The following is a 26,319-nucleotide window of genomic DNA, read 5'->3' as shown; positions in this document are numbered from 1 at the left end:
ACTATCGCACGCAGTGCGGGCTTTTCCGCGGAGGCATATGAAGGGTGAGGAGGAAGTCGACTAACAGTCGACTCTACCAACAGTCGACTCTACCAACACGCTCCGCTACGCGGCGGCGAGGCGGGTTACAGGATCTCCAGCACTGTTTCCGGTGGACGGCACAGGCGTGTGCCCTTGTCCGTGCGCACCACGGGGCGGTTGATCAGTCGCGGGTGTTCGGCCATCGCGGCCAGCAGCGTGGCCTCGTCCGCACCTTCCAGGCCCAGTTCGGCGAACTGCGCTTCCTTGCTGCGCACCAGATCACGTGCGCTCAATCCTGATTCGGCCAGCACCTGGCGCAGTGTGGCCACATCGGGTGGATTGCCGAGATACTCGATCACCACTGGCTCGAAGCCGGCATCACGTATCAGCTTCAATGCGCCGCGCGAGTTGCTGCAGGCCGGGTTGTGCCAGATCGTCACGGGCATCAGAACCACTCCAGCAGCGACACGCCCACGCCCACGTAGGTGGCCTTGTGGTTGTAGTCGATCAGGCTTTCGCCGTAACCGTCGAACACCTGCACATGCCCGCGCAGCAGGTTGCTGATCGGGAAGCCGTAATCCAGCTGCAGGGCACCGTGCGAGCGGCTGCCGGTGCGCAGCGAATGGCGCGCCATCAGCGAGACTTCGTGGCCGTTGCGGTTCCAGGTCAGGGTCGCATCACCGCGGCCCATGTAATCCTCGATGTCCGGATTGTTGTCGTCGCTGCGGGTCTCGGGAATGCGGTACCAGGGGCGCAGCACCAGCGCCCAGTTCTCGCGGTCAAGGCCGATGTTGAGCATCACCCGGTTCCAGCTGCGCGAAAGCGGGTCGGCGCGGCCGTTGGATTGGTGGTTCAGCGCGATGCCGGTCATGCGCCCGCGCCAGCCACCGATCGAGTAGCCGTTGCGGAACACCATCATCACTTCCGGCTCGTAATTGGTTTCGCGGAACGGGCGCGAATCCTCGCCGTTGTAGGCCTGCCAGCGCGAGCTCTGGGTGTAGCCGGCCCATATGTCGCCATTGTCGCCGAACAGGTTCTCGGCGATCTTGGTCTTGAAACTGATCTGGAACTTCAGCTCGGCACTGTCCAGCACCTGCGGCGTGGTGACCGTGTTGGCCGGGTTCGGCGAATGCGGCGTGGTGTTGCGATCGCTGGTCCAGAACGCCGGCAGCAGGTACACCGGCTTGTAGGCGCGCAGCTGGAACGGGCCCAGCTTGGAGTCCTCGGCCAGTTCCCAGCGGCTGTCCAGCAGCGAACCGCGGCCAGCATTGGCCAGTGCGCTGTCAGGGGCTGCTGGACGGAACAGATCGCTGACCCGCTCGCGCAGCTTCTCTTCGCCCTGGCTCACGCGTGCAGTCTGGCGTTCTTCGCGACGGGCCTGCGCGGCCGCCTCGGCCGCAGCGTCGGCCTCGGCAGTGGCCTGCGGGGTACGGCCGAACTGGCGGTCATAACAGGCCAGGCGGGCAGCATCGGTGGTAATCGCCGCGCACGCGGCCGGCGAGGCTTCGGCGCTGGGCGCGAACTCCTGCGCGGCCAGCGGCGCACTGGCCAGGGCCAGCGCCAGCGGCGCGAGACGGGGAAGCAGCGGAGACAGGGTCATTGCAGCAGGCCCTTAGGTGAATACGGGAATCGCACAGTGTGGCGGCTGCACCGGTTCACGGCCAGCCCCCACGGTTTATGCACGGGCACCGCGTGCGCGCGGCGTGAAGGCAGTGCGGGTTACAGGAACCAGGCGAAGGCGAACAGGCCGAGCATCGCGATCACCACGGCCAGTTTCAGCGCCAGGCCGAGCAGGATACCGAGCCAGGTGGCCAGGCCTACCTTGGTCGAGCGCGCCAGTTCGCGGGTGTGCCAGTACTCGCCGGCCAGGGCGCCGATCAGGGGGCCTGCAAAGAGGCCGATCGGCATGAAGAACAGGCCGACGATGCTGCCGACGAACGTACCCCACAGCGCCTTGCGGCTGGCACCGACCCGCTGCGCACCCACCACCGTGGCCAGCACGTCCACCAGCAGCGAGAGGACGGTCAGTACGCCCAGCGCGACCAGGGTCGGCCAGCCGACGTGGGTGAAGCCGTCCGCCCAGGCCGCCAGCAGCAGTCCGATGAACACCAGCGGGATGCCGGGCAGGGCTGGCAGGATGATTCCGGCGATGCCGACAAGGACAAAAATGACCGCTAGCAGATATAAGATGAATGAGAGTCCCATGCTGTCCCGTATGGTCGCCGTTTTGGGGTTGACAGTGAAAGATTTTGCCAGTTGCTTTTTCGTTTTGGGCGGGTTAAGTTGCAGTCGCTGAGCTTGGCAAGGTCACCGTGGATCGTGGCCTGATGAAGCAAGATCTTCCCGATCCGCTGCATCGATGCACCTCGCTTCCCCCTTGCTTGTCAGCCGCCCACCAGGCGTTTCCAACAACAAGAGAGAGTCACCAGGGAGTTAGTGAGATGTCTGATCGCGAGACCGGTACCGTCAAGTGGTTCAACGATGCAAAGGGCTTCGGCTTCATCAGCCGTGAAAACGGCGAAGACGTGTTCGTGCACTTCCGTGCCATCCAGACCCAGGGCTTCAAGAGCCTGAAGGAAGGCCAGAAGGTCACCTTCACCGTCGTGCAGGGCCAGAAGGGCCTGCAGGCCGACGCCGTGCAGCCGACCTGATCGCGCTGCAAGCCGTCACATGAAAAAGGCCCGCGCAAGCGGGCCTTTTTCTTTGCCGCCGGCCCGGCGCAGGTCAGCGCAGGATGACCTTGCCGTTGACCACGCGCACGTAGGTGTTTTCGCGGATGCCGCCGAGGTCGCGCTGGTTGACCACGATGGTGCGGCCATCGTCCATGCGCACGCTGATGTCGTAGGTATCACTGGTCACGTTCTTCTGGATCTGGTTGCCGGCCAGCGCGCCACCGACCGCGCCTGCGGCCGCAGCGATGTTCTTGTTGCCACGGCTGCCACCGGTGTGATCGGAGATCTCATGGCCGGCCACGGCACCGACGATGCCGCCGAGGATGGCGCCGGTCGCGCTGGGCGCGGTGCGGCCCGACGGCACGGTGTTGATGCGGGTGACGATGCCACAGTCAGCGCAACGGCCCTGGTTGTAACCGCCGTTGTTGCCGTAGCCACCATTGTTGTAGCCGTTGTTGTAACCACCGCCACCGTAGCCGGGCGAGGTGGCACAGCCAGCCAGGGCGAGGGTAGCGATGGCGCTGGCGGCAATGAGCTGGATCTTCATGGAGCGTCTCCTGGCCGTGAAGGCGGGTGTGTTGGGTGGTACTGCGTCATGCAGCAGGGTGGACGAATCCTCTCCTTTCGAACGTGAACAAGGTGCCAACCAGGCGTGCCTTGCCCGGCTACAGGATGAATGCGCGTCAGCGGAAGTCCTGGTGGCAGGCGCGGCAGTCGGCCTGCACGGTTTCCACGACCTTGGCCAGGGCGGTGCAGTCACTGGGCGGAGCCGCCAATGCGGCGTTGAGGTTGCCGCGCAGCTGGCTGACGTGCTGCTGGAACCGGCCGTTGTCCTTCAGCCCGGGAAAGGCCAGGTCGAGGTCGTTGGACAGAAGGCGCAGCGCCTGCAGCCGCGGCACGCTGTCGGCCAGGCTGCAGCGGTTCTGCTGCTGGGCCTGCTGCAGCAGCTGCGCTTGCCGCTGCATCACCTGCATCAGGCTGTCCGGGAACGGGTCGCGGCGGGCCTGCAGGGCGCGGCCGACCATGACCGTGGCGACCAGGCCGATCAGCAGGCCCAGGCACAGCACGAACAGGTACCGCTGGGCAGTGGACGGGCGGCGGGGCGGGCTGGCGTTCATGGCGGGCTCTCCTGGCGTGCAACGGTGGGTTCGATGCCGGCGCGCTGTAGGCGCTGGCGCCTGCACGTTAAAATAGCCGCATGAACGAACAGGTCAAACAACGCTTCGCCGGCATCGAACGGCTGTATGGCGTAGGTGCGCTCGAGCGCCTGCAGGGCAGCCGCGTGGCGGTGGTGGGCATGGGCGGGGTCGGCTCGTGGGTGGTGGAAGCGCTGGCGCGTTCGGCGGTCGGCCACCTGACCCTGATCGACGCCGATGACATCTGCGTGTCCAACACCAACCGGCAGCTGCCGGCGATGGAAGGCAACTACGGCCGCAACAAGGCCGAGGCGATGGCCGAGCGCTGCCGTGCGATCAACCCGGACATCGAGGTCGATGCCGTGCAGGCATTCCTGACCGTGTCGAACATGGCCGAGTTGCTGGACCATGGCTTCGACCTGGTGATCGATGCCTGCGACAGCTTCCGGGTGAAGGTCGAGACGATCGCCTGGTGCCGTCGCCGCAAGCTGCCGCTGCTGACCGTGGGGGCTGCCGGTGGTCGCACCGATCCGACCCTGGTGCGCATCCGCGATGTCTCGCGCACCGAGCATGACGCCATGCTGGCGCTGATCCGCAAGAAGCTGCGGAGCGAGTTCAATTTCCCGAAGAATGCCAAGCGCTATTTTGGCGTACCGGCGGTGTACTCGCTGGAAAACGTGAAGTATCCGCAGGCCGATGGCAGCGTCTGCGGCATCCGCCCGAACCTCGGTGCGGATGCTGCATTGAAACTGGACTGTGGCGCAGGCCTCGGTGCGGCAACCCACATCACCGGTGCCTTCGCCTTCGCGGCGGTCGGCAAGGCGCTTGAAATGCTGCTGGAGCCGAAGAAGGTGAAGGCCGAAGTGGTCGAGTCCAGCGAGGTGTGATGGATCGTGCCGGCCAGCGGCCGGCACCTGCCCGTTACATTGCCGGCAGCGCGAACAGGCGCCGCGCATTCTCCGTCGTGGCCTGGGCCACCGCGTCCAGCTCCATCCCGCGCAGTGCGGCCACGTGGCGGGCGATGACTGCCAGTCGCGCTGGTTCGTTGCGCTGGCCGCGGATGCCGGCGTCAGGCTGGTCGGGCGCGTCGGTCTCCAGCAGCAGCTGTTCCAGCGGCATCCCGCGCACCAGGCGCTGCAGCCGTTGCGCGCGTTCGTAGGTCAGCGGACCACCGAGACCGAGCAGGAAGCCTTGCCGATGCAGTTGCGCGGCCTGTTCCGGGCTGCCGGAAAAGCTGTGCACCACGCCGCGCAGGCCGCCGACGCGACGGATCGCGGCAATGACCGCATCCACCGCGCGTCGCGCATGCACGATCACCGGCAGCTCGAACTCGCGGGCCAGTTGCAGCTGGCCGATGAAGTACGCCAGTTGCGCCTCTGCATCCAGTCCCTCGACGAAGAAGTCCAGCCCGCATTCGCCGATCGCGCACGGGCGTTCGCGATCGATCCATTCGCGCAGCAGCGGCAGATGGTCGGGCCGGTGCTCGGCCAGGAACATCGGATGCAGGCCGTAGGCCGGGTACAGCCCCGGTGCCTGCCGGCAGACCTCGCGCAGCTTCGGCCAGCTGGCGGCCGTGACGGCCGGTACCACCTGCTCGCGCACGCCCGCGGCGCCCGCGCGCTCGATCACCGCCGTGCGGTCAGCATCGAATTCACTGGCATCCAGATGGCAATGGCTGTCGACCAGCGGAATCAACGCTGTTCCAGCGGCGGCGGGGCCGGGACTGTATTGCGGCTCTTCCAGTTGGCCAGCAGCAGGGTGCCGAAGCCCAGTACCAGCTCGTCGACGAACGGAATCGGGTCGGGAATGAACAGGGTCAGCACGAACAGGCCGGCGGTCAGCTTGAACAGGGTGGGGTAGCGCAGCCGGCGGGCCCATTGCAGTACCGGCAGCAGCATCGGGTTGGCCATGGCGTGGATCCTCGTGGGGAATATGCAAACGCTACCACGGGCCCAGCATTTCCCGATGCTGAATGGGTTACAGGAATGAGCAGGAAATGTGGAGATTCCGTTCAGGCAGTGCATGCTGCAATCTGGGCCGAGAACGTTGCGGATGGTCCGCAAGGAGCAGGTCATGAAAAGCACAACTACAACTGTCCTGGTCGCAGCGGGCGCGCTGCTGGTCGGTGGCATCGCCACCGCCGCCTTCATGAAGAGCGGCGACAAGTCGCCTGATTCCATCAGCGCCGGAACCCCCAACGGTGAATCACGGCTGGTTGACGGCAATGCCGTTGACGATGGCGCGCGTGGCGACAAGCTCGACCCGTCTGCACCGCGCGGGCTGGAATACGCCGACGTGCTGAAGGTCGACCCGATCACCGAGAAGCAGAAGGCCTACGCCACCGTGATCGGCACCGATCCCGTGCGCGAGACCTCCACCACCCAGACCCCGCACGAGGTCTGCCAGGACGTGACCGTGCAGGAGCGCCTGCCGGAGCGTGACGGCAACGTCGGCGGCACCGTGGTCGGCGCGGTGGTCGGCGGCCTGCTCGGCAACCAGGTCGGCGGTGGCAACGGCAAGAAGGCCGCGACCGCAGCCGGTGCCGTGGCCGGTGGCTTCATCGGCAACCAGATCGACAAGCGCCATGTGGGTGGCCGCGTGGTCAACCGCACCGAGCGCCAGTGCCACACCGAGACCGCCACCTCCGAGTCGAGCCGTGTTACCGGCTACAACGTGACCTACCGCAACGAGGACGGCACCACCGGCACCATGCGCATGGCCAGCAAGCCGGGCAACCGCATCGCCATGGGCACCAATGACGTGGTGAAGGGCTACAACGTGACCTACCGCTACGACGGCGCCGAGAAGACTGTGCGCATGGACAACAAGCCGGCCAGCGATCGCCTGCCGGTGGTCGATGGCCAGCTGGTCACGCAGACCGCTGCTGCCGGCGCCACTGCGGCCACGCGCCAGTAATCCAGAATACGTGCTGTACCCGACGGGCCGGCGCATGCCGGCCCGTTTCGTTGTGAGCGCGGGCATTCATCCGTGTGGAGGCGGAATCCACCATCATGGTGGCCCCTTCGACATGGAGTCGGCATGAGCATCTTCGACCTGCGCCTGGAAACCGAGCGCCTGATCCTGCGTCCGCTGCTGCGCGAGGACTACGAACCCTATCTGGCGTTCTGCGCCGACGAGGAAACGATGCGCACCCTCGGTGGCGTGCAGCCGCCTTCGGTAGCCTGGCGCGGCTTCTGCAGCCTGGCTGGCGCCTGGCAGCTGTTCGGCTTTTCGATGTTCAGCGTGATCGAAAAATCCAGCGGGGACTGGATCGGGCGGATGGGCCCCTGGCAACCGCAGGACTGGCCGGGTACCGAGGTCGGCTGGGGCATCCGCCGCGCCAGCTGGGGCCGGGGCTATGCGCCGGAAGCGGCGGTCGCGGCGATCGACTGGGCCTTCGACACGCTGGGTTGGCACGAGGTGATCCATACCATCGCCGAGAACAACGACAACTCGCGGGCGGTCGCGCGCAAGCTGGGCAGCACGTTGCTGCGGATGGGCGAACTGCCGCCGCCGTACAACGACAAACCGATGCAGATCTGGGGCCAGTCGCGCGAACAGTGGCGGCAGCGTGCACGCTGAACGTGGCCCGGTAGTGCCGGCCGCTGGCCGGCAATCGCTTGGATCCAGCTGCATCGAGGATGCCGGCCAGCGGCAGGCACTACCGGGGTGCCATGCTGCATCCGCGCTTGGCATTCCCTGGCGCACTTGCCAGACTGCACGCAGCCGGCCGCCGGCCGGATCCGATGGAGCAGGCAATGGTGGAAGAGCGCGTCCCGCTGACGGTGCATGGCATGTCGGTCTCGGGCAATTGCCACAAGGTCCGGCTGCTGCTTGAGCAGCTCGGCAGCCGTTACCGCTGGGTGGAAGTGGACAGTGCCCATGGCCAGACCCACACGCCCGAATTCCTGGCGCTCAACCCGAATGCCAAGGTGCCGCTGATCGTCCGCGACGACGGCCGCGTGCTGACCGAGTCCAACGCGATCCTGTTCTGGCTGGCAGAAGGCACGCCCTACCTGCCCAGCGATGGCTGGGAGCGTGCGCAGGCGTTGAGCTGGATGTTCTTCGAGCAGTACACGCACGAGCCGTGCGTGGCGGTAGCGCGCTTCATCCGGGGCTGGACGGCGCCCGACTCGCCACGCCGTGCCGAACTGCCACGCCTGCACGAGCGTGCCGCCACTGCGTTGGCGGTGATGGAGCAGCACCTGCGCGAAGCGCAGTGGTTCACCGGCAGCGGATACGGCATTGCCGATATCGCCCTGTTTGCCTATACCGATGTGGCGGGCGAGGGCGGCATCAGCCTGGAGCCGTTCCCGGAAGTTCGCGCCTGGCTGCAGCGCGTGCGTGCGCAGCCGCGCTTCCTGCCGATGCCGGCGGTGACCGCCGAGGTGCGCTCGCGTTTCGAGGCGGCTTGATGCCCACAGGGTAGCGCCCGGTATTGCCGGGCGGAACGCAACAACGACACGGAGGGTGTTCGATGTTCGCTGTGGTTCCGGATCCGATTCCCGCGCGCATGCGGGGGCTCAACCGCGCCGAGGTGTGCGACGTCAATTTCCTTGAGGCGGTGCGCGGGTGGCGCGGGACGCCGCGCCCGCGACCCGCGGCAGATGCTCCGATCCTGCCGGGCAGTACGCTCACCGCTGCCGCCTTCGATGAACTGTTCGACTCGCAGCTGGCCAGTCGCCAGCTGGACCTGATGGCGCGCGTGCTGCGCGTGCAGAACAAGGTCTTCTACACCATCGGTTCGTCCGGCCATGAAGGCAACGCGCTGCTGGCGCGGGCCTGCCGGCACACCGATCCTGCCTTCCTGCACTATCGTTCCGGCGCCTTCATGGCCGAGCGTTCGCGGCAGGTGCCGGGCATCGACCCGCTGCGCGATGCGGCACTGTCCTTCGCCGCCAGCGCGGATGATCCGGCCAGCGGTGGCCGCCACAAAGTGTGGGGCAGCAAGCCATTGTGGGTGCTGCCGCAGACCTCGACGATTGCGTCGCACCTGCCCAAAGCGCTGGGCACCGCACTGGCCATCGAGAGTGGCAAGCGGCTGGGGCAGGCGCTGCCCATTCCCACTGACAGCATCGTGCTGTGCTCGTTCGGTGATGCGTCGGCCAACCACGCCACCGCGCAGACCGCCTTCAATACCGCGATGTGGTCGGCCTACCAGAAACTACCGGCACCGATCCTGTTCGTCTGCGAGGACAACGGCCTGGGCATCTCGGTGAAGACCCCCGATGGCTGGATCGCCGAGCGCTTCAGCCACCAGCCGGGGCTGGACTATTTCTTTGCCGATGGTCTCGACCTGGCCACCGGGCACGCCCAGGTGCAGGCGGCGGTGGAACACTGCCGGCGCACGCGGCGGCCGACCTTCCTGCATCTGCGCACCACGCGCCTGATGGGCCATGCCGGCACCGACTTTGAAGTGGAATGGCGCGCGCTGCCGGAACTGTGCGCGGCCGAGGCGCAGGATCCGCTGCTGCGCTCGGCGCAGATCGCGCTGGAATCAGGCTGGATGGATGCGGCCGCCATCGAAGTGGCCTACGAAACGATGCGCGCGCGCTGCATGGCCGCTGCCGCCGATGCCGAAGGCAGTGCGAAGCTGCAGTCGCTGCGGGAGGTGATGGCGCCGCTGGCACCGTACACCCCTGCAGCGGTGCAGGCCGAAGCGCAGCGCGAGGTCGCTGCCGAAGCACGCGAGGCACTCTATGGCGGTGCCGAGGCATTGCCGGAACGACAGGCGCCGCGGCATCTCGCAATCCAGATCAATCATGGTCTGCAGGAGCTGCTGGCCAAGTATCCGCAGAGCCTGCTGTTCGGCGAGGACGTGGCGCAGAAGGGCGGTGTCTACACCGTCACCAAGGATCTGCTGCGCCGCTTCGGGCCGCGCCGGGTCTTCAACACCCTGCTGGACGAGACCATGATCCTGGGCATGGCGCAGGGCCTGGCCAACATGGGCATGCTGCCGATCCCGGAGATCCAGTACCTGGCCTATCTGCACAACGCCATCGACCAGCTGCGTGGCGAAGCCTGTTCGCTGCAGTTCTTCTCCAACGACCAGTACCGCAACCCGATGCTGGTGCGGGTGGCCGGGCTGGGCTACCAGAAGGGTTTCGGCGGCCATTTCCACAACGACAACTCGGTCACCGCCCTGCGCGACATCCCCGGGCTGGTGGTCGGCTGCCCATCGCGCGGCGACGACGCGGTGATGATGCTGCGCACGCTGGCGGCGCTGGCCCGGGTGGATGGGCGCGTGGCGGTGTTCCTGGAGCCGATCGCGCTGTACATGAGCAAGGACCTGCATGAGCCGGGCGATGGCCAGTGGCTGTTCGACTACCCGGCCCAGGGCCGGGCACTGGTGCCGGGCGAAGGCCGTGTTTACGGGCCGGAGGCTGGCGACCTGGTGGTCTACACCTACGGCAATGGCGTGCCGATGGCGCTGCGCGCAGCGCGGGCCATCGAACAGCAACTGGGCTGGCAGGTACGGGTGGTCGACCTGCGCTGGCTGGTGCCGCTGGATGCCGGCTTCATCGCCAGCCAGGCCGCCAGCGCACGGCGCGTGCTGGTGCTGGACGAGGGCCGCCACAGTGGAGGGGTGGGCGAGGGTGTGGTCACCGCACTGGTCGAGGCCGGTTTCGGCCACCTGCCGCTGCGCCGGGTCTGCGGCGCCGATACCTATACCCCGCTGGCAGGGGCAGCAATGTTCGGGCTTCCAAGCGACAATGCGGTGATTGGCGCCGCCCTTGAACTGGCGCAGGAACCTTGATGCATGTGTGGATTGGCGGGAATGTTGTTGCCGGCGCCGGTGGCGTCGGCCGAGGTGCTGCAGGCGCAGGTCCTGGCCATGGGCGAGGCGCTGCACCACCGCGGGCCGGATGATGGCGGCAGCTGGGTCGATGCCGGGGCAGGCATCGCGCTGGCGCACCGTCGGCTGAGCATTCTCGATCTGTCGCCGCTGGGCCACCAGCCGATGGCCTCGTCCGATGGCCGCTACGTGATGGCCTACAACGGCGAGGTCTACAACTTCGCCGCCCTGCGTGCCGAACTGGAGCCGCTGGGGCATGCTTTCCGTGGCCATTCCGACACCGAAGTGCTGCTCGCGGCGATCCTGCAGTGGGGCATGGAAGAAACCCTGCAGCGTTGCAACGGCATGTTCGCCATCGCGCTGTGGGACCGCCAGGCGCAGTGCCTGTGGCTGGCACGCGACCGCGTTGGCAAGAAGCCGCTGTACTACGGCTGGGCCGGTGACACCCTGGTGTTCGGTTCCGAACTGAAAGCGCTGTGGCAGCACCCGGCGTTCGACAACGACATCGACCGCGACGCGCTGACCCTGTTGCTGCGGTTGGATTACATTCCGGCCCCGCACAGCATCCACCAGCGCTGCTACAAGCTGATGCCCGGCCGCATGCTGCGCCTGGACGCCGAAGCCGTAGCGGCGGGTGCATCGGCGCATCGCCCGGAGCAGGCGCAGCGCCCGTACTGGGATGCGCGTGCACGCATGCAGGCGGCACTGGCTGCGCCGTTCCAGGGCCGCATCGAGGAAGCAGAGGAGCAGCTGGACGGGCTGCTGCGCGACGCGGTGGCGCTGCGCATGGTGGCCGACGTGCCGGTGGGCGTGTTCCTGTCCGGCGGTACCGATTCGTCGCTGGTGGCGGCGCTGATGCAGGCGCAGAGCGGGCAGCCGGTGCACAGCTTCAGCATCGGCTTCACCGATTCGGGCCACGACGAGGCACCGCTGGCCAGGGAACTGGCCACGCATCTGGGCTGCGACCACACCGAGCTCTACGTCAGCGGCGCGGATGCACTGGCAGTCGTGCCGCAGCTGCCGGCAATGTTCGACGAACCCTTTGCCGATGCCTCGCAGGTGCCGACCGCGCTGGTCGCCCGGCTGGCGCGGCAGGGCGTGACCGTGGCGTTGTCTGGCGACGGCGGTGATGAGCTGTTCTTCGGCTATACCCGCTACGTGCGCGCGCTGCGCAACTGGCAGATGCTGGGCCGCGTGCCGGGCCCGCTGCGACGCTGGATGGGCGCGCGCGCGCAGCACCAGGGCGAGGCCTCGCGGACCGGCGGACTGGCCGCGCTGTTGGCCGAGTCCGGCGCGCGTGGCATTGGCGACGTGTACCGCAACCGCATCTCGCGCTGGCGCGACCCCGCCGCGGCAGTGCCCGGCGCACAGGCCGCCGGCAGCTTCTACGACCTGGCCGATCCGCTGCACGGTGCCGGCACGCCGGCCGACGCGATGATGCTGGCCGATTACGTGACCTACCTGCCGGATGACCTGCTCTGCAAGGTCGACCGCACCTCGATGGCGGTCAGCCTGGAGGCACGCGCGCCGCTGCTGGACTGGCGCGTGGCCGAGTTCGCCTGGTCGCTGCCGCTGGGCTTCAAGCGCAGCGAAACCACCAGCAAGGTGCTGCTCAAGCGCGTGCTTGGCCGCTACGTGCCGCAGTCGATGGTGCACCGGCCCAAGCGCGGGTTCGGCGCGCCGGTCAGCGACTGGTTGAAGGGCGACCTGCGGCCGTGGGCCGAGGATCTGTTGCAGCCGGCGCGCCTGGAGCGCGAAGGCGTGCTGTCAGCGGCGGCGGTGCAGCCGCTGTGGCAGCAGTTCCTGGGCGGCCAGCGCAAGTGGCATACCCACCTGTGGAACGTGCTGATGTTCCAGGCCTGGCAGGCGCATTGGCGGCAGGTGCGGGCCCGCGTGACCGGGGGCTGATCTTCACCGGACGGCACGGGCCCGGCGTCTAGGCTGGGCCTCCCGCACCGTGAGGAGTATGTCCCTATGTCCGTCCCCACCATCGCTGTGTTCGTCGGCAGCCTGCGCAAGGATTCCTGCAACCGCAAGCTGGCCCATGCGCTGGAGAAGATCGCTGGCGACCGCGCGCGCTTCCAGTACGTGCAGATTGGTGATCTACCGCTGTACGACCAGGATTTCGATGGCCAGTACCCGCCTCAGGGCACCCGGCTGAAGGATCAGGTGCGCGCCGCCGACGCGGTGCTGTTCGTGACCCCCGAATACAACCGGTCGGTGCCGGGCGTGCTGAAGAACGCCATCGACGTCGGCTCGCGCCCCTACGGTGACAGTGCGTTTGCCGGCAAGCCGGCGGCGGTGATCGGCGCCTCCATCGGCCAGATCGGCACCGCCGTGGCCCAGCAGCACCTGCGCAACAGCCTGGCCTTCCTGGACATGCACGTGCTCGGCCAGCCCGAGGCGTTCATCCATTTCAAGGACGGCCTGATCGACGCCGACGGCACGATCCACAACGAGGGCACGCAGAAATTCCTGCAGGGGTACGTGGACCGGTTCCTGGCACTGATCGCGGTGCACGTGAAGGGCGACTGAGACCGATGGGGTAGCAGCAGCCAGGCCGCGGGTCGGATCCCGGCGCGCAGCGGCGGGCCCTGGCCCTACGTTCCGCTGAGCACCGGAGTCCGTGCGCTGCACGGAATCCGACCCTGGCCGCCTGATCTGCGATAATGACCCACCCGGGCGCCGCAACGGCGCCCGTCGCAGGCACTGCGACGCCCCCGCGCCAGAGTGGCCAGGCACTGGCGGATATCCCCCGTTTCTCCACGGCTTATCCACAGGCTTGTCCATGGCTGCCGGGGTCGGCGCATGCCTACACTCGTCCGGCCCACTTTTGCAGGAAACACCGCAGCATGTCCGCTCGTTCCGGCTTCCGTTCCAACCGCAGAGAGCGCGGTGATGGCTTTGATCGTGATCGCGATGAATCGCGTATCGACCAGTTGCGCGTTCCGCCGCATTCGGTGGAAGCCGAGCAGGCGGTGCTGGGTGGCCTGATGCTGGCGCCGGAGGCCTACGACCGGGTCAACGACCAGCTGACCGAGGGCGATTTCTACCGCCGCGATCACCAGATGATCTACCGCGCGATCCGTGAGCTGTCCGAGCGCGAGCGGCCGTTCGACGCGGTGACCCTGGGCGAGTGGTTCGAATCACAGGGCAAGCTGGAACTGGTGGGCGATGGTGCCTACCTGATCGAGCTGGCGAGCACCACGCCGTCGGCGGCCAACATCGTGGCCTATGCCGAGATCGTGCGTGACAAGGCCGTGCTGCGGCAGCTGATCCAGGTCGGCACCGACATCGTCAACGATGGCTTCCAGCCTGAGGGCCGTGACAGCAGTGAGCTGCTGGCCTCTGCGGAGAAGAGCGTGTTCGCCATCGCTGAACAGGGTGCACGCGGCCGTACCGACTTCGTGGCGATGCCTGGCGCGCTGAAGGATGCCTTCGAGGAACTGCGCAACCGCTTCGAGAACGGCGGCAACATCACCGGCCTGCCGACCGGCTACAACGACTTCGATGCGATGACCGCCGGCCTGCAGCCGACCGACCTGATCATCCTCGCCGCGCGCCCGGCCATGGGCAAGACGACTTTTGCACTGAACATCGCCGAGTACGCGGCGATCAAGTCGAAGAAGGGCGTGGCGGTGTTCTCGATGGAAATGTCGGCCTCGCAGCTGGCGATGCGCCTGATCTCCTCCAACGGCCGCATCAACGCGCAGCGCCTGCGTACCGGCCAGCTGGAAGATGAAGACTGGAGCCGCGTCACCAGCGCAATCAAGATGCTGAAGGAAACCAAGATCTTCATCGACGATACGCCGGGCGTGTCGCCGGAAGTGCTGCGTTCCAAGTGCCGCCGCCTCAAGCGCGAGCACGACCTGGGCCTGGTGGTGATCGACTACCTGCAGCTGATGAGCGTGCCGGGCAACAGCGAAAACCGCGCCACCGAAATCTCGGAGATCTCGCGTTCGCTGAAGGGCCTGGCCAAGGAACTGCACGTGCCGGTGATCGCGCTGTCGCAGCTCAACCGCTCGCTGGAAACACGTACCGACAAGCGCCCGGTGATGGCCGACCTTCGCGAATCGGGCGCAATCGAGCAGGACGCGGACATGATCGTGTTCATCTACCGCGACGATTACTACAACAAGGAAAATTCGCCGGACAAGGGCCTGGCCGAGATCATCATCGGCAAGCACCGTGGTGGCCCGACCGGATCGTGCAAGCTGAAGTTCTTCGGTGAGTACACCCGCTTCGACAACCTGGCCCACGACTCGGTCGGCTCATTCGAATAACCGTAGTGCCGGCCGCTGGCCGGCAACCACCCCACGGCTTGCAAACCATTCAGAACGCCAATCTTCCGTACGTGGCGTGTAAATGACATGTAACGCGAGGCTTCTACGATTCCGCCGCTGCTGCTCTTCGACGCCGCCCTTCGGCGTCCAGCGTGCCCAAGGAATCCGCCTCCATGCCGTCCCACGCTCCGCTTCGCCGCAATCTGCTGGCCCTGCTGGTCTGTGCTTCGCTGCCGTCGCTGGCTGTCGCTGAAACCGCCCCGGCGACCGACGCGCAGTCGGCCACGACTCTCGATTCGATCTCGGTGATCGGCCGCGGCGAAGCCCGCCAGGTGCAGCGCGTGACCGCCGAGGACATGAAGGTCCTGCCGCCCGGTGCCAACCCGCTGAAGCTGCTGGCGGCCAAGCCGGGCGTGCATTTCGAATCGGCCGATGCCACCGGCGCCTACGAATGGTCCACCAGCATCAGCCTGCGTGGCTTCAACCAGAATCGCCTGGGCTACACCCTCGATGGCATCCCGCTGGGCAACATGGCCTACGGCAACAGCAACGGCCTGCACATCAGCCGCGCGGTGATCAGCGAGAACCTGGGCGGTGCGGAGGTCTCCACCGGCATTGGTGCGCTGGGTACGCCGTCCACCAGCAACCTCGGCGGCGTGTTCCAGTTCTACTCGATCGATCCGTCCACCGAATATGGGGTCGTGCTGGCACAGAGCTTCGGCAGCGACAATGCGCGCCGCAGCTATGCGCGCCTCGATACCGGCGACCACCAGGGCTTTGCCGCTTACCTGTCCGGCGTGTATTCCGAAGGCGACAAGTGGAAGGGCAAGGGCTCGCAGGAACTGAAGCAGTTCAACGGCAAGGCCACCTACAACTTCGGCACGGACAGCAGGATCACCGCGCTGTTCAACGCTTCGCGCCGTGTCGAGGCCGACTACCAGGACCTGTCGCTGGAGATGATCGATCGCCTCGGCTGGGACTGGGACAACTACGCGCCGGACTGGGATCGCGCGGTGGCTGCTGCACGCGGAAAGTACAGTGGTGGCGTCAACAGCCCGTGGGACGCCTATTACTCCGGCCACGGCCTGCGCAATGACGATGTGTCCAGCATTGCCGGTGATTTCGGCCTGAACGAGTCGATGCGCCTGAAGGTCAACGTCTACAACCACAGCAACCGTGGCCAGGGCCACTGGTTCAGCCCGTCCAATCCGTCCAACCCGGGCACCAGCCGCGAGATCCCGATCTCGATCCGCACCACCGAGTATGCGATCGACCGCACCGGCGTAACCTCGGCGTTCACCTGGAACGTGGCGGGCCACGAACTGGAGGCGGGCCTGTGGTACGAAGACAACGGCCACAGCGTGCAGCGCAACTTCTACTACATCGACGGCCCGATCACTGACGACTTCTTCCTGCGCAATCCGGACCAGCGCGTGTGGCACCAGCGCTACACCACCATCACCCGCCAGTTCTACGTGCTGGACCGCTTCCGCCTGTTCGATGACCGCCTGACCATCGACATCGGCGCGAAGTCGCCGCACACCCGCACCCGCGTGCGCACGCCGCTGGGCAGCTATGCCAACAACAGCAGCCTGACCTCGAAGAAGGGCCTGCTCCCGCAGGCGGGCTTCAACTTCAAGCTCAACGAGGGCAACGAGATCTTCGGCTCGTTCGCCAAGAACGTGGCCGCCTACGCGCTGGGCGTGGGCAGCCCGTTCAACGTGCCGCAGGCCGCCTTCGATGCCAGCGCGAAGAACCTGAAGCCGGAACAGTCGCGCACCATCGAGCTGGGCTGGCGCGGCTACGGCCAGGGCTATGAAGCCTCGGTAGCGGTGTACGACGTCAAGTTCGACAACCGTCTGCTGGCCATCGCGCAGTGCGTGGGCATCCTCGGTTGCCCGGCGCTGTTCTCCAACGTCGGTTCGGTAACCAGCCGCGGCGCCGAGGCGACCCTGCAGCTGAAGCCGATGCAGGACCTGGCCTGGTCCAACGCGCTGTCGTGGAATGACAGCACCTACGACAACGACTACGTCAACAACGGCGTGGTGCCGACCCGCGGCAAGAAGACCGTCGACACCCCGGAATGGATGTTCGCCAGCACCCTGGCCTGGACCCCGGGCCCGTGGGACCTGCGCCTGGCCGCCAACCATGTCGGCAAGCGTTACGTGACCTATACCAACGACGTGTCGGTGCCCAGCTACTGGCTGGTCAACGCTTCGGTGGCCTATGACTTCGGCACGCTCGGCCCGGCGCAGAACCTGACCGTGGCGCTGAACCTGACCAACCTGACCGACAAGCGCTACCTGTCCTCGATCAACACCAACGGCACCTACGCCGCCGACCCGACCCGCAGCCTGGCGACCATGCAGGTTGGCGCGCCGCGGCAGGTGATGGCCACCGCCACCGTGCACTTCTGATGCGCGGCCCCGTCGATCCGGAAAGCCGTCGTCGCCTGTTGCGCATGGCGTGGCAGGGCACGGGGGCGGCGATCGCACTGGCGGCGATGCCGGGGCTGGCCACGGCCGGCCCGCGCCCGCGGTTGGGGCGTGATCCGTTCACCCTGGGCGTCGCCGCCGGCGATCCGGATCCGCAGGGAGCCGTACTGTGGACGCGTCTGGCGCCGGACCCGCTCAACGGCGGCGGCATGCCATCGCGGGCGGTGCCGGTGCGCTGGTTCGTGGCCGAAGACCCGGGCATGCGCCGGCTGGTGCAGCGTGGCGTCGCCGCGGCGGTGCCCGAGCTGGCGCATTCGGTGCACGTGGAGGTCAATGGCCTGCGCCCAGGCCGCGACTACTACTACCGTTTTGCCTGCGACGGTGACGAGGAAAGCGCGGTCGGCCACTTCCGCACCGCGCCGCTGCCCGACACGCAGCTGCAGCAGCTGCGGCTGGCCCTGTGCACCTGCCAGGCCTGGAACAGTGGCTACTACCCGGTGCTGCGCGATATCGCGAAGAATGATGTCGACCTGGTGCTGCATGCCGGTGACTACCTGTACGAGTACAGCCCACTGCAGAACGCGCGTGGTCTCACGCTGGATGCGGAACGCTTCAGTGGCGAGACCGTCGGCCTGGAGCGCTACCGCGACCAGTACGCGCTGTACAAGCTCGATCCCGATCTGCAGGCCGCGCACGCCGCCCACGCGTTCGCGGTGATCTGGGACGACCACGAAGTGCAGAACGATTACTCCGGCATCCATCCGGAGAAGCCCGGCGTCTCGACGGAGGACTTCATCGTTCGCCGCGCGGCGGCCTACCGCGCGTTCTACGAACACCTGCCGATGCGTAGTACGCCTGCGGGCAACGGTGGCCTGCGCGTGCATCGGCGCCTGCGTTACGGCGATCTGGCACAGCTTGCGCTGCTCGACTGCCGCCAGTTCCGTCCGGCCAATCCCTGCGGGGTGGGCGAGTCGCCGCGCTGCGACGCTGCGCTGGATCCACGCATTAGCATGCTGGGCGTGGGCCAGGAAGCCTGGTTCGCGCAGTCGATGGCGGCCGCACGGGGCACGCGCTGGAACGTGGTGGTGCAGCAGCTGCTGATGGCGCAGCTGCGGCTGGACGGCGGCACGGCGCGAGAGCGCTTCTGGAACGATGCCTGGGACGGCTATCCCGCCGCACGCAAGCGGTTGCTGCAGGCGATGCAGGCAGGCGGGCAGGGCAATGCCATCGTGCTCGGTGGTGACTGGCATTCCACCTTCGTCAACGACCTGAAGCTGGATTTCGACGCGGCCAGCGCGCCGGTCGTCGCCACCGAATTCATCGCTCCGGCGATCAGCAGCGGCGGCGACGATACGCCTTATGGCCCGTACTACGGTTCGTCGATTCCGCAGAACCCGCATATCCGCTATTTCGACGGTGACCGCCGTGGTTGGTGGAAGCTGCAGCTGAACCGGCAGACCGTGGATGCGGAGCTGCGCTTCGCCGACAGCGTGCTGCACGCGGATGCGCCGGTGCGCACTGCGGCGCGCTTCCAGGTCACCCACGGCCGCCCGGGCGCAGTGCCGGTGTGAATCCGTTCGGTCGTGCCGGCCGCTGGCCGGCAACCTGATCAATCTTCGGTTTCCCCACCACCGGATTCATCGCCCCGAGCCGGGTTTCGTCGCAAACCGTTTGCGGGCGGCCAGAGCGGGGCGCCAAGGTGTCCGCAGGCGGCAAGGTGCCGCCACAAGGAGACCGTGATGAAGACCCTGTTCGCGCTCGGTGTGTGGTGCCTGCTGTTCGTGCTGTGCTGGCCGCTGGCGATCCTTGCCCTGATCGCCTGGCCGTTCGTGTGGCTGCTGAGCCTGCCGTTCCGCCTGGTCGGCATCACCTTCTCGGCGCTGTTTGCGTTCCTGCGCGCGCTGTTCATGCTGCCCGCGCGGTTGCTGGGTGGCCGGGCGGTGGCCGCATGAGGGCCGTGTTGCTGATGGGGCTGGTCCTGCTGGCGGGCCCGGTACTGGCTGCACCTCCAGCACCGCCTTCGGTGTGGCTGGAACGCCAGCAGACCGCTGCGGCTGACGAGGCCAATGCTGCGGCGGTCTCTGCGCCGAAAGCCAAGGAGCGCTGCAGGGTCGCGAAGGAATCGAAGGTCGGCGATACGGTTGTGCAGCACAGGGTCTGCGAGGATCCACCGAAGAAGCCGGCTGGAAAGGTGTAGCGCCGAGCCCATGCTCGGCGCTACAGGGAAACGGGCAACAAAAAAACCCCGCCGAAGCGAGGTTTTTCGTATCCGGGTGATGCCGGCCAGCGGCCGGCACTACCAGCGAACGATCAGTTCGCCTTGTGGATGGCGCGCTTGCTGACTGCCATCGCCGCGTCGTGGATAACTTCCGACAGCGACGGGTGGGCGTGGCAGATGCGGGCCAGGTCATCGGCCGAACCGCTGAACTCCATGGTCAGCACGCCTTCGTGCACCAGTTCGGAGACGTTGGCGCCGACCAGGTGCATGCCGAGGATGCGATCGGTTTCGGCATGGGCCAGGATCTTCACAAAGCCCGCCGGCTCGATCATCGCCACGGCACGGCCGTTGGCGGCGAACGGGAAGCTGCCGGCCTTGTACGGGATGCCTTCGGCCTTCAGCTGGGCTTCGGTCTTGCCGACCCACGCCAGTTCCGGCTCGGTGTAGATGACCCACGGGATGGTGTCGAAGTTGACGTGGCCCGGCAGGCCGGCGATCAGCTCAGCCACCGCGATGCCTTCCTCGAAGCCCTTGTGCGCCAGCATCGGGCCGCGCACGCAGTCGCCGACCGCCCACACGCCGTTGACGCCGGTGTGGCAGTGCGCGTCGACTTCGATCTGGCCGCGCTCGTTGATCTTGACGCCGGTGCCTTCGGCCAGCAGGCCCTTGGTGGCGGCGCGACGGCCAACGGCCACCAGCAGCTTGTCCACGGTCAGGGTCTTTTCGCCTTCAGCGTCGGTGTAGGTGACGATGACTTCCTTCTTCTTGCCCTTGCCGGTGATCTCGGTCTTGGAAACCTTGGCATTGAGCTTGATGTCCAGGCCCTGCTTCTTGAATTCCTTGGCAGCGGTCTTGGCCACTTCGGCGTCGGCAGCCGCCAGGAACTCCGGCATGGCTTCGAGGATGGTGACTTCCGCGCCCAGGCGCTTCCACACGCTGCCCAGTTCCAGGCCGATGACGCCGGCGCCGATCACCGCCAGGCGGTTCGGCACTTCGGTGAAGTCCAGGCCGCCGACGTTGTCGACGATGGTCTCGCCGTCGAACTTGGCGAACGGCAGTTCGATCGAATCCGAACCGGCCGCGATGATGACGTTGGTGCCCTTCAGCTCGACGATGGAACCGTCATGCTGGGTGACCTTGACCACGTTGCCTGGCTGCAGTTCGCCAAAACCATAATAGGCAGCGACCTTGTTGGCCTTGAACAGCATGCCGATGCCGCCGGTGAACTGCTTGACGATCTTGTCCTTGCGGCCAACCATCGCCTCGACGTCGATCTTGGCATCCTTGAAGCTGATGCCGTGGTCGCCAAAGATGTGGCCCATGTTCCAGAACTGGCGCGAGGAATCCAGCAGCGCCTTGGACGGGATGCAGCCCACGCGCAGGCAGGTGCCGCCGAGGGCCGGCTTGCCGTCCTTGCCCAGCGCCGCGTCGATGCAGGCGGTCTTCAGGCCCAGCTGGGCCGCGCGGATGGCAGCGTGGTAACCGGCCGGGCCGGCACCGATGACGACGACGTCGAATTGTTCAGCCATTGAATTATTCCTTGATGCATTACCAGAACCCCTCCGCGCAGGCGCGGAGGGGCGGGAGGTGTCTTACAGGCCGAACAGCATGCGGCCCGGGTTTTCCAGCTGGTTCTTGATGTCCACCAGGAACTGCACCGAATCCTTGCCGTCGATGATGCGGTGGTCGTACGACAGCGCCAGGTACATCATCGGCGCGATCACGACCTGGCCGTTCTGGGCGATCGGACGCTCCTTGATGGCGTGCATGCCCAGGATGGCGCTCTGCGGCGGGTTGATGATCGGGGTCGACAGCAGCGAACCGAAGGTGCCGCCGTTGGTCACGGTGAAGGTACCGCCCTGCAGTTCATCCAGGCCCAGCTTGCCGTCACGCGCCTTCTTGGCGTAGTCGGCGATGGTCTTCTCGATGTCGGCAAACGACATGCGCTCGACATTGCGCAGGACCGGGGTGACCAGGCCCTTTTCGGTCGAGACGGCGATCGAGATGTCCGAGTAGCCGTGGTAGATGATGTCGTCGCCGTCGATCGAGGCGTTGACCAGTGGGAAGCGCTGCAGCGCGTTGGCGGCGGCCTTCACGAAGAAGCTCATGAAGCCCAGCTTGATGCCGTGGGCCTTGACGAACTCGTCCTGCAGTTCCTTGCGCGCCGCCGACACCTTGGACAGGTCGACTTCGTTGAAGGTGGTCAGCATGGCGGTGGAGTTCTTCGACTCCATCAGGCGCTCGGCAATGCGCTTGCGGATGCGGGTCATCGGCACGCGCTCTTCCGGACGTGCACCACCGGCCTTGCCGGCGCCGCCGTTGCGGGCGAAGTTGACGATGTCTTCCTTGGTCACCGCGCCGCGACGGCCGGTGCCGTCGACGTCGGCCGGGTTCACGCCTTCGGTGATGGCGGTGAAGCGGGCGCCCGGCGGCAGCGCATCGGCGGCCGACTTGGCGGCCGGGGCCGGAGCGGCGGCAGCGGCCGGAGCAGCAGCGGCCGGGGCAGCGGCTGCAGCCGGAGCGGCTTCGGCAGCCGGAGCCGGGGCAGCAGCCACGGCGCCTTCTTCGATGATCGCCACGACCTGGCTGGAGGTCACGGTCGAGCCTTCGGCGAACTTGATTTCCTTCAGCACGCCGTCGACCGGCGACGGCACTTCCAGGACGACCTTGTCGGTTTCCAGGTCAAGCAGGTTTTCGTCGCGCTTGACGGCGTCGCCCACCTTCTTGTGCCAGGTGGCGATGGTGCCGTCGGCGACGGATTCGGGCAGTACCGGGGCTTTGACTTCGGTGGCCATTGCGGGAGCTTCCTGGTTTGTCTTCTAAATAGGGGGAGGATTATTCAGCGAACGTGTCGTTGAACGGGTTGACCAGCGCGTCGGCGATCAGCTGCTGCTGTTCGCGGACGTGGTCAGCCATGTGACCGGCAGCCGGCGACGCCGAACGTGCGCGACCGGCGTAGTGCAGGTTCTGGCCATCGGCCAGGCAGAACTGCAGGTGGTGGCGGATCTGGTACCACGCACCCTGGTTCTGCGGTTCTTCCTGCGTCCACACCACGTCGGTGGCCTTGCCGTACTTCTTCAGCTCGGCAGCCAGCAGCGCACGCGGGAACGGATACAGCTGCTCCACGCGGATGATCGCCACGTCGTCCTGGCCACGCTTGGTCTGGTCTTCCAGCAGGTCGTAGTAGACCTTGCCCGAGCACAGCACCACGCGCTTGACCTTCTTGGCGTCCGCACTGGCGTCGCCGATCAGGTGCTGGAACTCGCCGTTGGCCAGTTCGTCCAGGGTCGACACGGCCAGCTTGTGGCGCAGCAGCGACTTCGGCGACATCACCACCAGCGGCTTGCGGGTGGTCAGGTGCAGCTGGCGGCGCAGCATGTGGAAGGCCTGTGCCGGGGTGGACGGAACCACCACCAGCATGTTCTCCAGTGCACACAGCTGCAGGAAGCGCTCCAGGCGCGCCGAGCTGTGCTCCGGGCCTTGCCCTTCATAGCCATGCGGCAGCAGCAGGGTCAGGCCGGAAATGCGGCCCCACTTGGCTTCACCGGCGGCGATGAACTGGTCGATCACCACCTGGGCGCCGTTGGCGAAGTCGCCGAACTGGCCTTCCCAGATGCACAGCGTGTTCGGATCGGTGGTGGAGAAGCCGTACTCGTAGGCCATCACCGCTTCTTCGCTCAGCAGCGAATCGATGACGGTGGCCTTCTCCGGCGAATCCACCAGCTGCCGCAGCGGCATGTAGTAGTTGTCGGTCTTCTGGTCGTGCAGGATCGCGTGGCGGTGGGTGAACGTACCGCGACCGACGTCCTGGCCGACCAGGCGCAGTGCGTGGCCTTCGTCGAGCAGGGTGGCGTAGGCCAGGTTCTCGGCAAAGCCCCAGTCGCCCGGGATCTCGCCGGCGGCCATCTTGCGGCGGTCGTCATAGACCTTGGCCACGCGCGAGTGCAGCTGCACGTCTTCGGGAATGGTGTTGATCAGCTTGGCCAGTTCGACCAGCTTGTTCTTCTCGACCTTGGTCGAGACCGGGTCGGACAGCTTGCCTTCCAGCAGCTTCGGCCAATCGACGAACAGCGGGCTGGTCGGCGGGGTCTTCTCGACCTTGGCCAGCTCGGTGGTCACCTCACCGGCATCGAGCTTCTCGCGGTAGGCATCGACCATCGCCTTGCCGGCACCGGCAGCGATCACGCCTGCCTTTTCCAGCTGCTCGGCGTACATCTCGCGGGTGGTCGGGTGCTTGCGGATCACCTGGTACATCAGCGGCTGGGTGATCGCCGGCTCGTCGGCCTCGTTGTGGCCCCAACGGCGGTAGCACATCAGGTCGATGACCACGTCCTTGGCGAACTTCTGGCGGAACTCGAAGGCCAGCTGCGCGGCGAACACCACCGCTTCCGGATCATCGCCGTTCACGTGCAGCACCGGGGCGGCGATCATCTTCGCCACGTCGGTGGCGTAGCGCGTGGAGCGCGTGTCCAGCGGGTTGGAGGTGGTGAAGCCGACCTGGTTGTTGACCACGATGTGCACGGTGCCGCCGACGGCGAAGCCGCGGGCCTGCGACATCTGGAACAGCTCCATGACCACGCCCTGGCCCGAGAAGGCCGCATCGCCGTGGATCAGGATCGGCATGACCTGCTTGCGTGCGGTGTCCTTGCGGCGCTCCTGGCGCGAACGCACGGAACCGGCCACGACCGGGTCGGCGATTTCCAGGTGCGACGGGTTGAACGCCAGCGCCAGGTGCACCGGGCCGCCGTCGGTAGCCACGTCGGCCGAGAAGCCCATGTGGTACTTCACGTCGCCGGCAGAAGCGTGCTCGTCGTGCTCGAACTTGCCTTCGAACTCGTCGAACAGCTTGCGCGGGTTCTTGCCGAGGGTGTTGACCAGCACGTTCAGGCGGCCGCGGTGGGCCATGCCGATCACCACGTCCTTGACGCCATCCTTGCCGGCGCTGCGGATGATGGTGTCCATCATCGGGATCAGCGAGTCGCCGCCTTCCAGCGAGAAGCGCTTCTGGCCGACGTACTTGGTGTGCAGGTAGCGCTCCAGGCCTTCGGCCGCGGTCAGGCGCTCCAGGGTGCGGCGCTGGGTGTCAGCGTCCAGCTGGTAGTTGCCACCGGCTGCTTCCAGCTTCTTGTAGATCCACTGGCGCTGCTCGACCTCGGAGATGTGCATGAACTCCGCACCGATCGAGCCGGTGTAGGTCGCCTTCAGGCGTGCCAGCAGGTCGCGCAGCTTCATGCGCGGCTGGCCACCGACGCCGCCGGTGCTGAACTCGCTGTTGAGGTCGGCATCGGACAGGCTGTGGAACGGCAGGCCCAGGTCCGGGGTGTTGACCGGCGCGGCCAGGCCCAGCGGATCGAGGCGGGCGTCCAGGTGGCCGCGCGAGCGGTAGGCGGTGATCAGACGACCGACATTGCGTTCACGCTCGTCGCCCGCACCGTTGCCGGTGCCGGCCTTCAGCGCTTCCTTGGCCGCGTCCGCAATGTGGGAGATGACGGCCGAGTGCGGAATGTCGCCTGCTTCGCGGCCCTTGAAGCCGTCGAAGTAGGTCTTCCATTTGGGATCGACACTGTCCGGGGAGACCAGGTACTGCTCGTACAGGTCCTCGACATAGGAGGCGTTGCCGCCGGCGAGCTGCGAAGATTGCGCAAACTGCTTCAGTTGATTGTCCACGATGGAGGGTGTTGATTCGCTTTGTGGGGTATGGCTTCAGAAGGACCCGGCAGGAAGATGAATAGCCCTGCGCGGGCGCGTTCAAACAGCCAAATTGTACCCCCATCCGGACAGGAAGGGGCACCAGAACGGGCATCCCGGGTCCCCCGGTGCCGCTTCCAGACAGGTTGAGTGGGCGGTACCCGCTCAGATGCCGAGCGCACGCAGTTCGCTGCAATCGCGCGAACGGTCCCAGACCCGCTGCAATTGCTGCTCGAACGGCTGCGAACGTGCAGGCAGCGCGACGCCTGCCTCGCCGTCGAGGCGATGACCGATCAGACGAAAGTAGAAGTCGCCGGCGTCGTTGAGCAGGCAGGCCGAGGCCAACGCACGGTCGATCGGGTCGGTGACCTCGCGGAACTGGATCACGCTGGGCAGGCGCTGGGCCAAGGCCAGCAGCGGCGCCCCGGCAGACGCGATGGCGGCGGCGTCGTGCACGATCACCCGGAGCTGCTTGTCGTGGCGGGCGGTGACGAAGCGGCGCAGGGCGGCCTGTACCGGCGGCGCGTCGAGCAGTCCCGGGTCCAGCTGACGGCTGTGCAGCCACACTTGGCGGCGGGCGCGGTGGACGATGGCCGTGGTGATGGCCACCGCCTGCTCGCGGCTGTCGATGGCACTGGCCGCGCCCAACCGGCGTCGCATCTGCTGGTGGCCGATGCCGGCCTCCTCGAATACCTCGCCTTCCGGCAGGAAGCCCTGGCGGGCATAGAAATCGCGGGCGGGCAGCTGGGCGTGCAGGTGCAGCTCGGCCAGGCCGAGCCTGCGCCCGGCCTCGACCAGTGCCTCCAGCAGGGCCTCACCGACCCCGTGGCTGCGATGGCTGGCCAGCACCGCCATGCGGCCGATGCGGCCGTCCGGGGCCAGCCGACCGGTGCCGACCGGCTGGTTGTCACTGTCCAGCGCCAGCACATGGGCGCTGAGCGGGTCCAGCGCATCGCGTTCCAGCTCGGCGGCGATGCCCTGTTCCTGCACGAACACGCGTTGGCGCACGTCGTGGATGGCGACGTGGGCGTCGGCGTGGCTGACCTGCTGGACCCGGACCATGGCAGGGC

At 66.8% G+C, this 26,319-nt stretch carries 24 protein-coding genes; 13 read left to right on the top strand and 11 right to left on the bottom strand.

Features of this window, described 5'->3' with window-relative positions:
- Nucleotides 1–125 precede the first annotated feature (125 nt).
- From arsC to CKW06_RS15680, 3 genes are all read right to left on the bottom strand, one after another.
- On the bottom strand, nt 126–467 hold the full coding sequence (gene arsC / locus CKW06_RS15690) for an arsenate reductase (glutaredoxin) (protein WP_024956646.1): 342 nt from the start codon (nt 465–467) through the stop codon (nt 126–128).
- Nucleotides 467–1,621, bottom strand: coding sequence for a phospholipase A (locus CKW06_RS15685; protein ID WP_005413953.1), 1,155 nt, complete (start codon nt 1,619–1,621; stop codon nt 467–469). The genes arsC and CKW06_RS15685 overlap by 1 nt, the downstream gene beginning before the upstream one ends.
- A gap of 119 nt (nt 1,622–1,740) precedes the next feature.
- Nucleotides 1,741–2,226 (bottom strand): DUF456 domain-containing protein, encoded by a 486-nt coding sequence (locus CKW06_RS15680; protein ID WP_005410291.1) that lies wholly within the window; start codon nt 2,224–2,226, stop codon nt 1,741–1,743.
- A 236-nt stretch (nt 2,227–2,462) separates the two neighbouring features.
- On the opposite strand from CKW06_RS15680, the gene CKW06_RS15675 reads away from it, so the two are divergent.
- Entirely contained in the window at nt 2,463–2,672 is a 210-nt protein-coding gene (locus CKW06_RS15675; protein WP_005410290.1) for a cold-shock protein, read from the top strand.
- 73 nt (nt 2,673–2,745) lie between these two features.
- Here the strand turns inward: CKW06_RS15675 and CKW06_RS15670 are convergent, their stop codons facing one another.
- Both CKW06_RS15670 and CKW06_RS15665 read right to left on the bottom strand, forming a co-directional pair.
- Entirely contained in the window at nt 2,746–3,240 is a 495-nt protein-coding gene (locus tag CKW06_RS15670) for a glycine zipper 2TM domain-containing protein (protein WP_005410289.1), read from the bottom strand.
- 136 nt (nt 3,241–3,376) lie between these two features.
- On the bottom strand, nt 3,377–3,811 hold the full coding sequence (locus CKW06_RS15665; protein ID WP_024956648.1) for a hypothetical protein: 435 nt from the start codon (nt 3,809–3,811) through the stop codon (nt 3,377–3,379).
- A gap of 80 nt (nt 3,812–3,891) precedes the next feature.
- Between CKW06_RS15665 and CKW06_RS15660 the strand changes: the two genes are divergently transcribed.
- Nucleotides 3,892–4,716, top strand: coding sequence for a tRNA threonylcarbamoyladenosine dehydratase (locus CKW06_RS15660; RefSeq protein WP_024956649.1), 825 nt, complete (start codon nt 3,892–3,894; stop codon nt 4,714–4,716).
- 34 nt (nt 4,717–4,750) lie between these two features.
- Here CKW06_RS15660 and CKW06_RS15655 read toward each other — a convergent pair whose 3' ends face one another.
- Nucleotides 4,751–5,524 (bottom strand): TatD family hydrolase, encoded by a 774-nt coding sequence (locus CKW06_RS15655; protein ID WP_024956650.1) that lies wholly within the window; start codon nt 5,522–5,524, stop codon nt 4,751–4,753.
- Complete coding sequence (locus CKW06_RS15650; protein WP_005410285.1) at nt 5,521–5,739, bottom strand: DUF6116 family protein; 219 nt, start codon at nt 5,737–5,739, stop codon at nt 5,521–5,523. The genes CKW06_RS15655 and CKW06_RS15650 overlap by 4 nt, the downstream gene beginning before the upstream one ends.
- A gap of 163 nt (nt 5,740–5,902) precedes the next feature.
- Here CKW06_RS15650 and CKW06_RS15645 point away from each other — a divergent pair, with 163 nt between their 5' ends.
- From CKW06_RS15645 to CKW06_RS15595, 11 genes are all read left to right on the top strand, one after another.
- Nucleotides 5,903–6,745 (top strand): glycine zipper 2TM domain-containing protein, encoded by an 843-nt coding sequence (locus CKW06_RS15645; protein ID WP_005410284.1) that lies wholly within the window; start codon nt 5,903–5,905, stop codon nt 6,743–6,745.
- A 123-nt stretch (nt 6,746–6,868) separates the two neighbouring features.
- Nucleotides 6,869–7,411 carry a GNAT family N-acetyltransferase gene (locus tag CKW06_RS15640; RefSeq protein ID WP_005410283.1) on the top strand — a complete coding sequence of 181 codons (543 nt, stop codon included), beginning with the start codon at nt 6,869–6,871 and terminating at the stop codon, nt 7,409–7,411.
- A 176-nt stretch (nt 7,412–7,587) separates the two neighbouring features.
- A complete protein-coding gene (locus CKW06_RS15635; RefSeq protein WP_005410282.1) occupies nt 7,588–8,244 on the top strand; it encodes a glutathione S-transferase family protein in 657 nt (218 codons plus the stop codon).
- A 62-nt stretch (nt 8,245–8,306) separates the two neighbouring features.
- Entirely contained in the window at nt 8,307–10,586 is a 2,280-nt protein-coding gene (locus CKW06_RS15630; protein WP_012480788.1) for a transketolase C-terminal domain-containing protein, read from the top strand.
- Nucleotides 10,587–10,589: 3 nt separating this feature from the next.
- Complete coding sequence (asnB, locus tag CKW06_RS15625; protein WP_024956651.1) at nt 10,590–12,533, top strand: asparagine synthase (glutamine-hydrolyzing); 1,944 nt, start codon at nt 10,590–10,592, stop codon at nt 12,531–12,533.
- 66 nt (nt 12,534–12,599) lie between these two features.
- Nucleotides 12,600–13,160: an NADPH-dependent FMN reductase gene (locus tag CKW06_RS15620; protein ID WP_024956652.1), complete on the top strand. Its 561-nt coding sequence runs from the start codon at nt 12,600–12,602 to the stop codon at nt 13,158–13,160.
- A gap of 317 nt (nt 13,161–13,477) precedes the next feature.
- On the top strand, nt 13,478–14,908 hold the full coding sequence (locus CKW06_RS15615) for a replicative DNA helicase (RefSeq protein WP_005410278.1): 1,431 nt from the start codon (nt 13,478–13,480) through the stop codon (nt 14,906–14,908).
- A gap of 173 nt (nt 14,909–15,081) precedes the next feature.
- Nucleotides 15,082–17,325: a TonB-dependent receptor family protein gene (locus CKW06_RS15610; RefSeq protein WP_024956653.1), complete on the top strand. Its 2,244-nt coding sequence runs from the start codon at nt 15,082–15,084 to the stop codon at nt 17,323–17,325.
- Nucleotides 17,325–18,914 carry an alkaline phosphatase D family protein gene (locus tag CKW06_RS15605; protein ID WP_012480785.1) on the top strand — a complete coding sequence of 530 codons (1,590 nt, stop codon included), beginning with the start codon at nt 17,325–17,327 and terminating at the stop codon, nt 18,912–18,914. Before CKW06_RS15610 ends, CKW06_RS15605 begins: the two co-directional genes overlap by 1 nt.
- Before the next feature lie 168 nt (nt 18,915–19,082).
- Nucleotides 19,083–19,295 carry a hypothetical protein gene (locus CKW06_RS15600; protein ID WP_010486834.1) on the top strand — a complete coding sequence of 71 codons (213 nt, stop codon included), beginning with the start codon at nt 19,083–19,085 and terminating at the stop codon, nt 19,293–19,295.
- The gene (locus tag CKW06_RS15595; RefSeq protein ID WP_032963312.1) at nt 19,292–19,540 is read left to right on the top strand and encodes a hypothetical protein; all 249 of its coding nucleotides are present in this window, start codon (nt 19,292–19,294) and stop codon (nt 19,538–19,540) included. The genes CKW06_RS15600 and CKW06_RS15595 overlap by 4 nt, the downstream gene beginning before the upstream one ends.
- Before the next feature lie 113 nt (nt 19,541–19,653).
- Here CKW06_RS15595 and lpdA read toward each other — a convergent pair whose 3' ends face one another.
- From lpdA to CKW06_RS15575, 4 genes are all read right to left on the bottom strand, one after another.
- Nucleotides 19,654–21,090 (bottom strand): dihydrolipoyl dehydrogenase, encoded by a 1,437-nt coding sequence (gene lpdA, locus CKW06_RS15590; RefSeq protein WP_005410273.1) that lies wholly within the window; start codon nt 21,088–21,090, stop codon nt 19,654–19,656.
- A gap of 63 nt (nt 21,091–21,153) precedes the next feature.
- Nucleotides 21,154–22,356, bottom strand: a complete 1,203-nt coding sequence (gene sucB / locus CKW06_RS15585) for a dihydrolipoyllysine-residue succinyltransferase (RefSeq protein ID WP_005410272.1) — start codon at nt 22,354–22,356, stop codon at nt 21,154–21,156.
- A 40-nt stretch (nt 22,357–22,396) separates the two neighbouring features.
- Nucleotides 22,397–25,228, bottom strand: a complete 2,832-nt coding sequence (locus CKW06_RS15580; RefSeq protein WP_005410271.1) for a 2-oxoglutarate dehydrogenase E1 component — start codon at nt 25,226–25,228, stop codon at nt 22,397–22,399.
- Between the two features lie 186 nt (nt 25,229–25,414).
- Nucleotides 25,415–26,311 carry a GNAT family N-acetyltransferase gene (locus CKW06_RS15575; protein ID WP_024956655.1) on the bottom strand — a complete coding sequence of 299 codons (897 nt, stop codon included), beginning with the start codon at nt 26,309–26,311 and terminating at the stop codon, nt 25,415–25,417.
- Between the last annotated feature and the right edge of the window lie 8 nt (nt 26,312–26,319).

It is taken from the genome of Stenotrophomonas maltophilia, assembly GCF_900186865.1.
GTDB classification, from domain to species: Bacteria; Pseudomonadota; Gammaproteobacteria; order Xanthomonadales; family Xanthomonadaceae; genus Stenotrophomonas; species Stenotrophomonas maltophilia.
Note: the sequence above shows the minus strand (reverse complement) of the source record. Positions and strands in the feature narration are given on the sequence as shown.

Excerpts from the sequence above, each read along its gene's own strand:
- arsC (WP_024956646.1), bottom strand. The coding sequence starts at position 467 with ATGCCCGTGACGATCTGGCACAACCCGGCCTGCAGCAACTCGCGCGGC.
- CKW06_RS15685 (WP_005413953.1), bottom strand. The coding sequence starts at position 1,621 with ATGACCCTGTCTCCGCTGCTTCCCCGTCTCGCGCCGCTGGCGCTGGCC.
- CKW06_RS15680 (WP_005410291.1), bottom strand. The coding sequence starts at position 2,226 with ATGGGACTCTCATTCATCTTATATCTGCTAGCGGTCATTTTTGTCCTT.
- CKW06_RS15675 (WP_005410290.1), top strand. The coding sequence starts at position 2,463 with ATGTCTGATCGCGAGACCGGTACCGTCAAGTGGTTCAACGATGCAAAG.
- CKW06_RS15670 (WP_005410289.1), bottom strand. The coding sequence starts at position 3,240 with ATGAAGATCCAGCTCATTGCCGCCAGCGCCATCGCTACCCTCGCCCTG.
- CKW06_RS15665 (WP_024956648.1), bottom strand. The coding sequence starts at position 3,811 with ATGAACGCCAGCCCGCCCCGCCGCCCGTCCACTGCCCAGCGGTACCTG.
- CKW06_RS15660 (WP_024956649.1), top strand. The coding sequence starts at position 3,892 with ATGAACGAACAGGTCAAACAACGCTTCGCCGGCATCGAACGGCTGTAT.
- CKW06_RS15650 (WP_005410285.1), bottom strand. The coding sequence starts at position 5,739 with ATGGCCAACCCGATGCTGCTGCCGGTACTGCAATGGGCCCGCCGGCTG.
- CKW06_RS15645 (WP_005410284.1), top strand. The coding sequence starts at position 5,903 with ATGAAAAGCACAACTACAACTGTCCTGGTCGCAGCGGGCGCGCTGCTG.
- CKW06_RS15640 (WP_005410283.1), top strand. The coding sequence starts at position 6,869 with ATGAGCATCTTCGACCTGCGCCTGGAAACCGAGCGCCTGATCCTGCGT.
- CKW06_RS15635 (WP_005410282.1), top strand. The coding sequence starts at position 7,588 with ATGGTGGAAGAGCGCGTCCCGCTGACGGTGCATGGCATGTCGGTCTCG.
- CKW06_RS15630 (WP_012480788.1), top strand. The coding sequence starts at position 8,307 with ATGTTCGCTGTGGTTCCGGATCCGATTCCCGCGCGCATGCGGGGGCTC.
- asnB (WP_024956651.1), top strand. The coding sequence starts at position 10,590 with ATGTGTGGATTGGCGGGAATGTTGTTGCCGGCGCCGGTGGCGTCGGCC.
- CKW06_RS15620 (WP_024956652.1), top strand. The coding sequence starts at position 12,600 with ATGTCCGTCCCCACCATCGCTGTGTTCGTCGGCAGCCTGCGCAAGGAT.
- CKW06_RS15615 (WP_005410278.1), top strand. The coding sequence starts at position 13,478 with ATGTCCGCTCGTTCCGGCTTCCGTTCCAACCGCAGAGAGCGCGGTGAT.
- CKW06_RS15610 (WP_024956653.1), top strand. The coding sequence starts at position 15,082 with ATGCCGTCCCACGCTCCGCTTCGCCGCAATCTGCTGGCCCTGCTGGTC.
- CKW06_RS15605 (WP_012480785.1), top strand. The coding sequence starts at position 17,325 with ATGCGCGGCCCCGTCGATCCGGAAAGCCGTCGTCGCCTGTTGCGCATG.
- CKW06_RS15600 (WP_010486834.1), top strand. The coding sequence starts at position 19,083 with ATGAAGACCCTGTTCGCGCTCGGTGTGTGGTGCCTGCTGTTCGTGCTG.
- CKW06_RS15595 (WP_032963312.1), top strand. The coding sequence starts at position 19,292 with ATGAGGGCCGTGTTGCTGATGGGGCTGGTCCTGCTGGCGGGCCCGGTA.
- lpdA (WP_005410273.1), bottom strand. The coding sequence starts at position 21,090 with ATGGCTGAACAATTCGACGTCGTCGTCATCGGTGCCGGCCCGGCCGGT.
- sucB (WP_005410272.1), bottom strand. The coding sequence starts at position 22,356 with ATGGCCACCGAAGTCAAAGCCCCGGTACTGCCCGAATCCGTCGCCGAC.
- CKW06_RS15575 (WP_024956655.1), bottom strand. The coding sequence starts at position 26,311 with ATGGTCCGGGTCCAGCAGGTCAGCCACGCCGACGCCCACGTCGCCATC.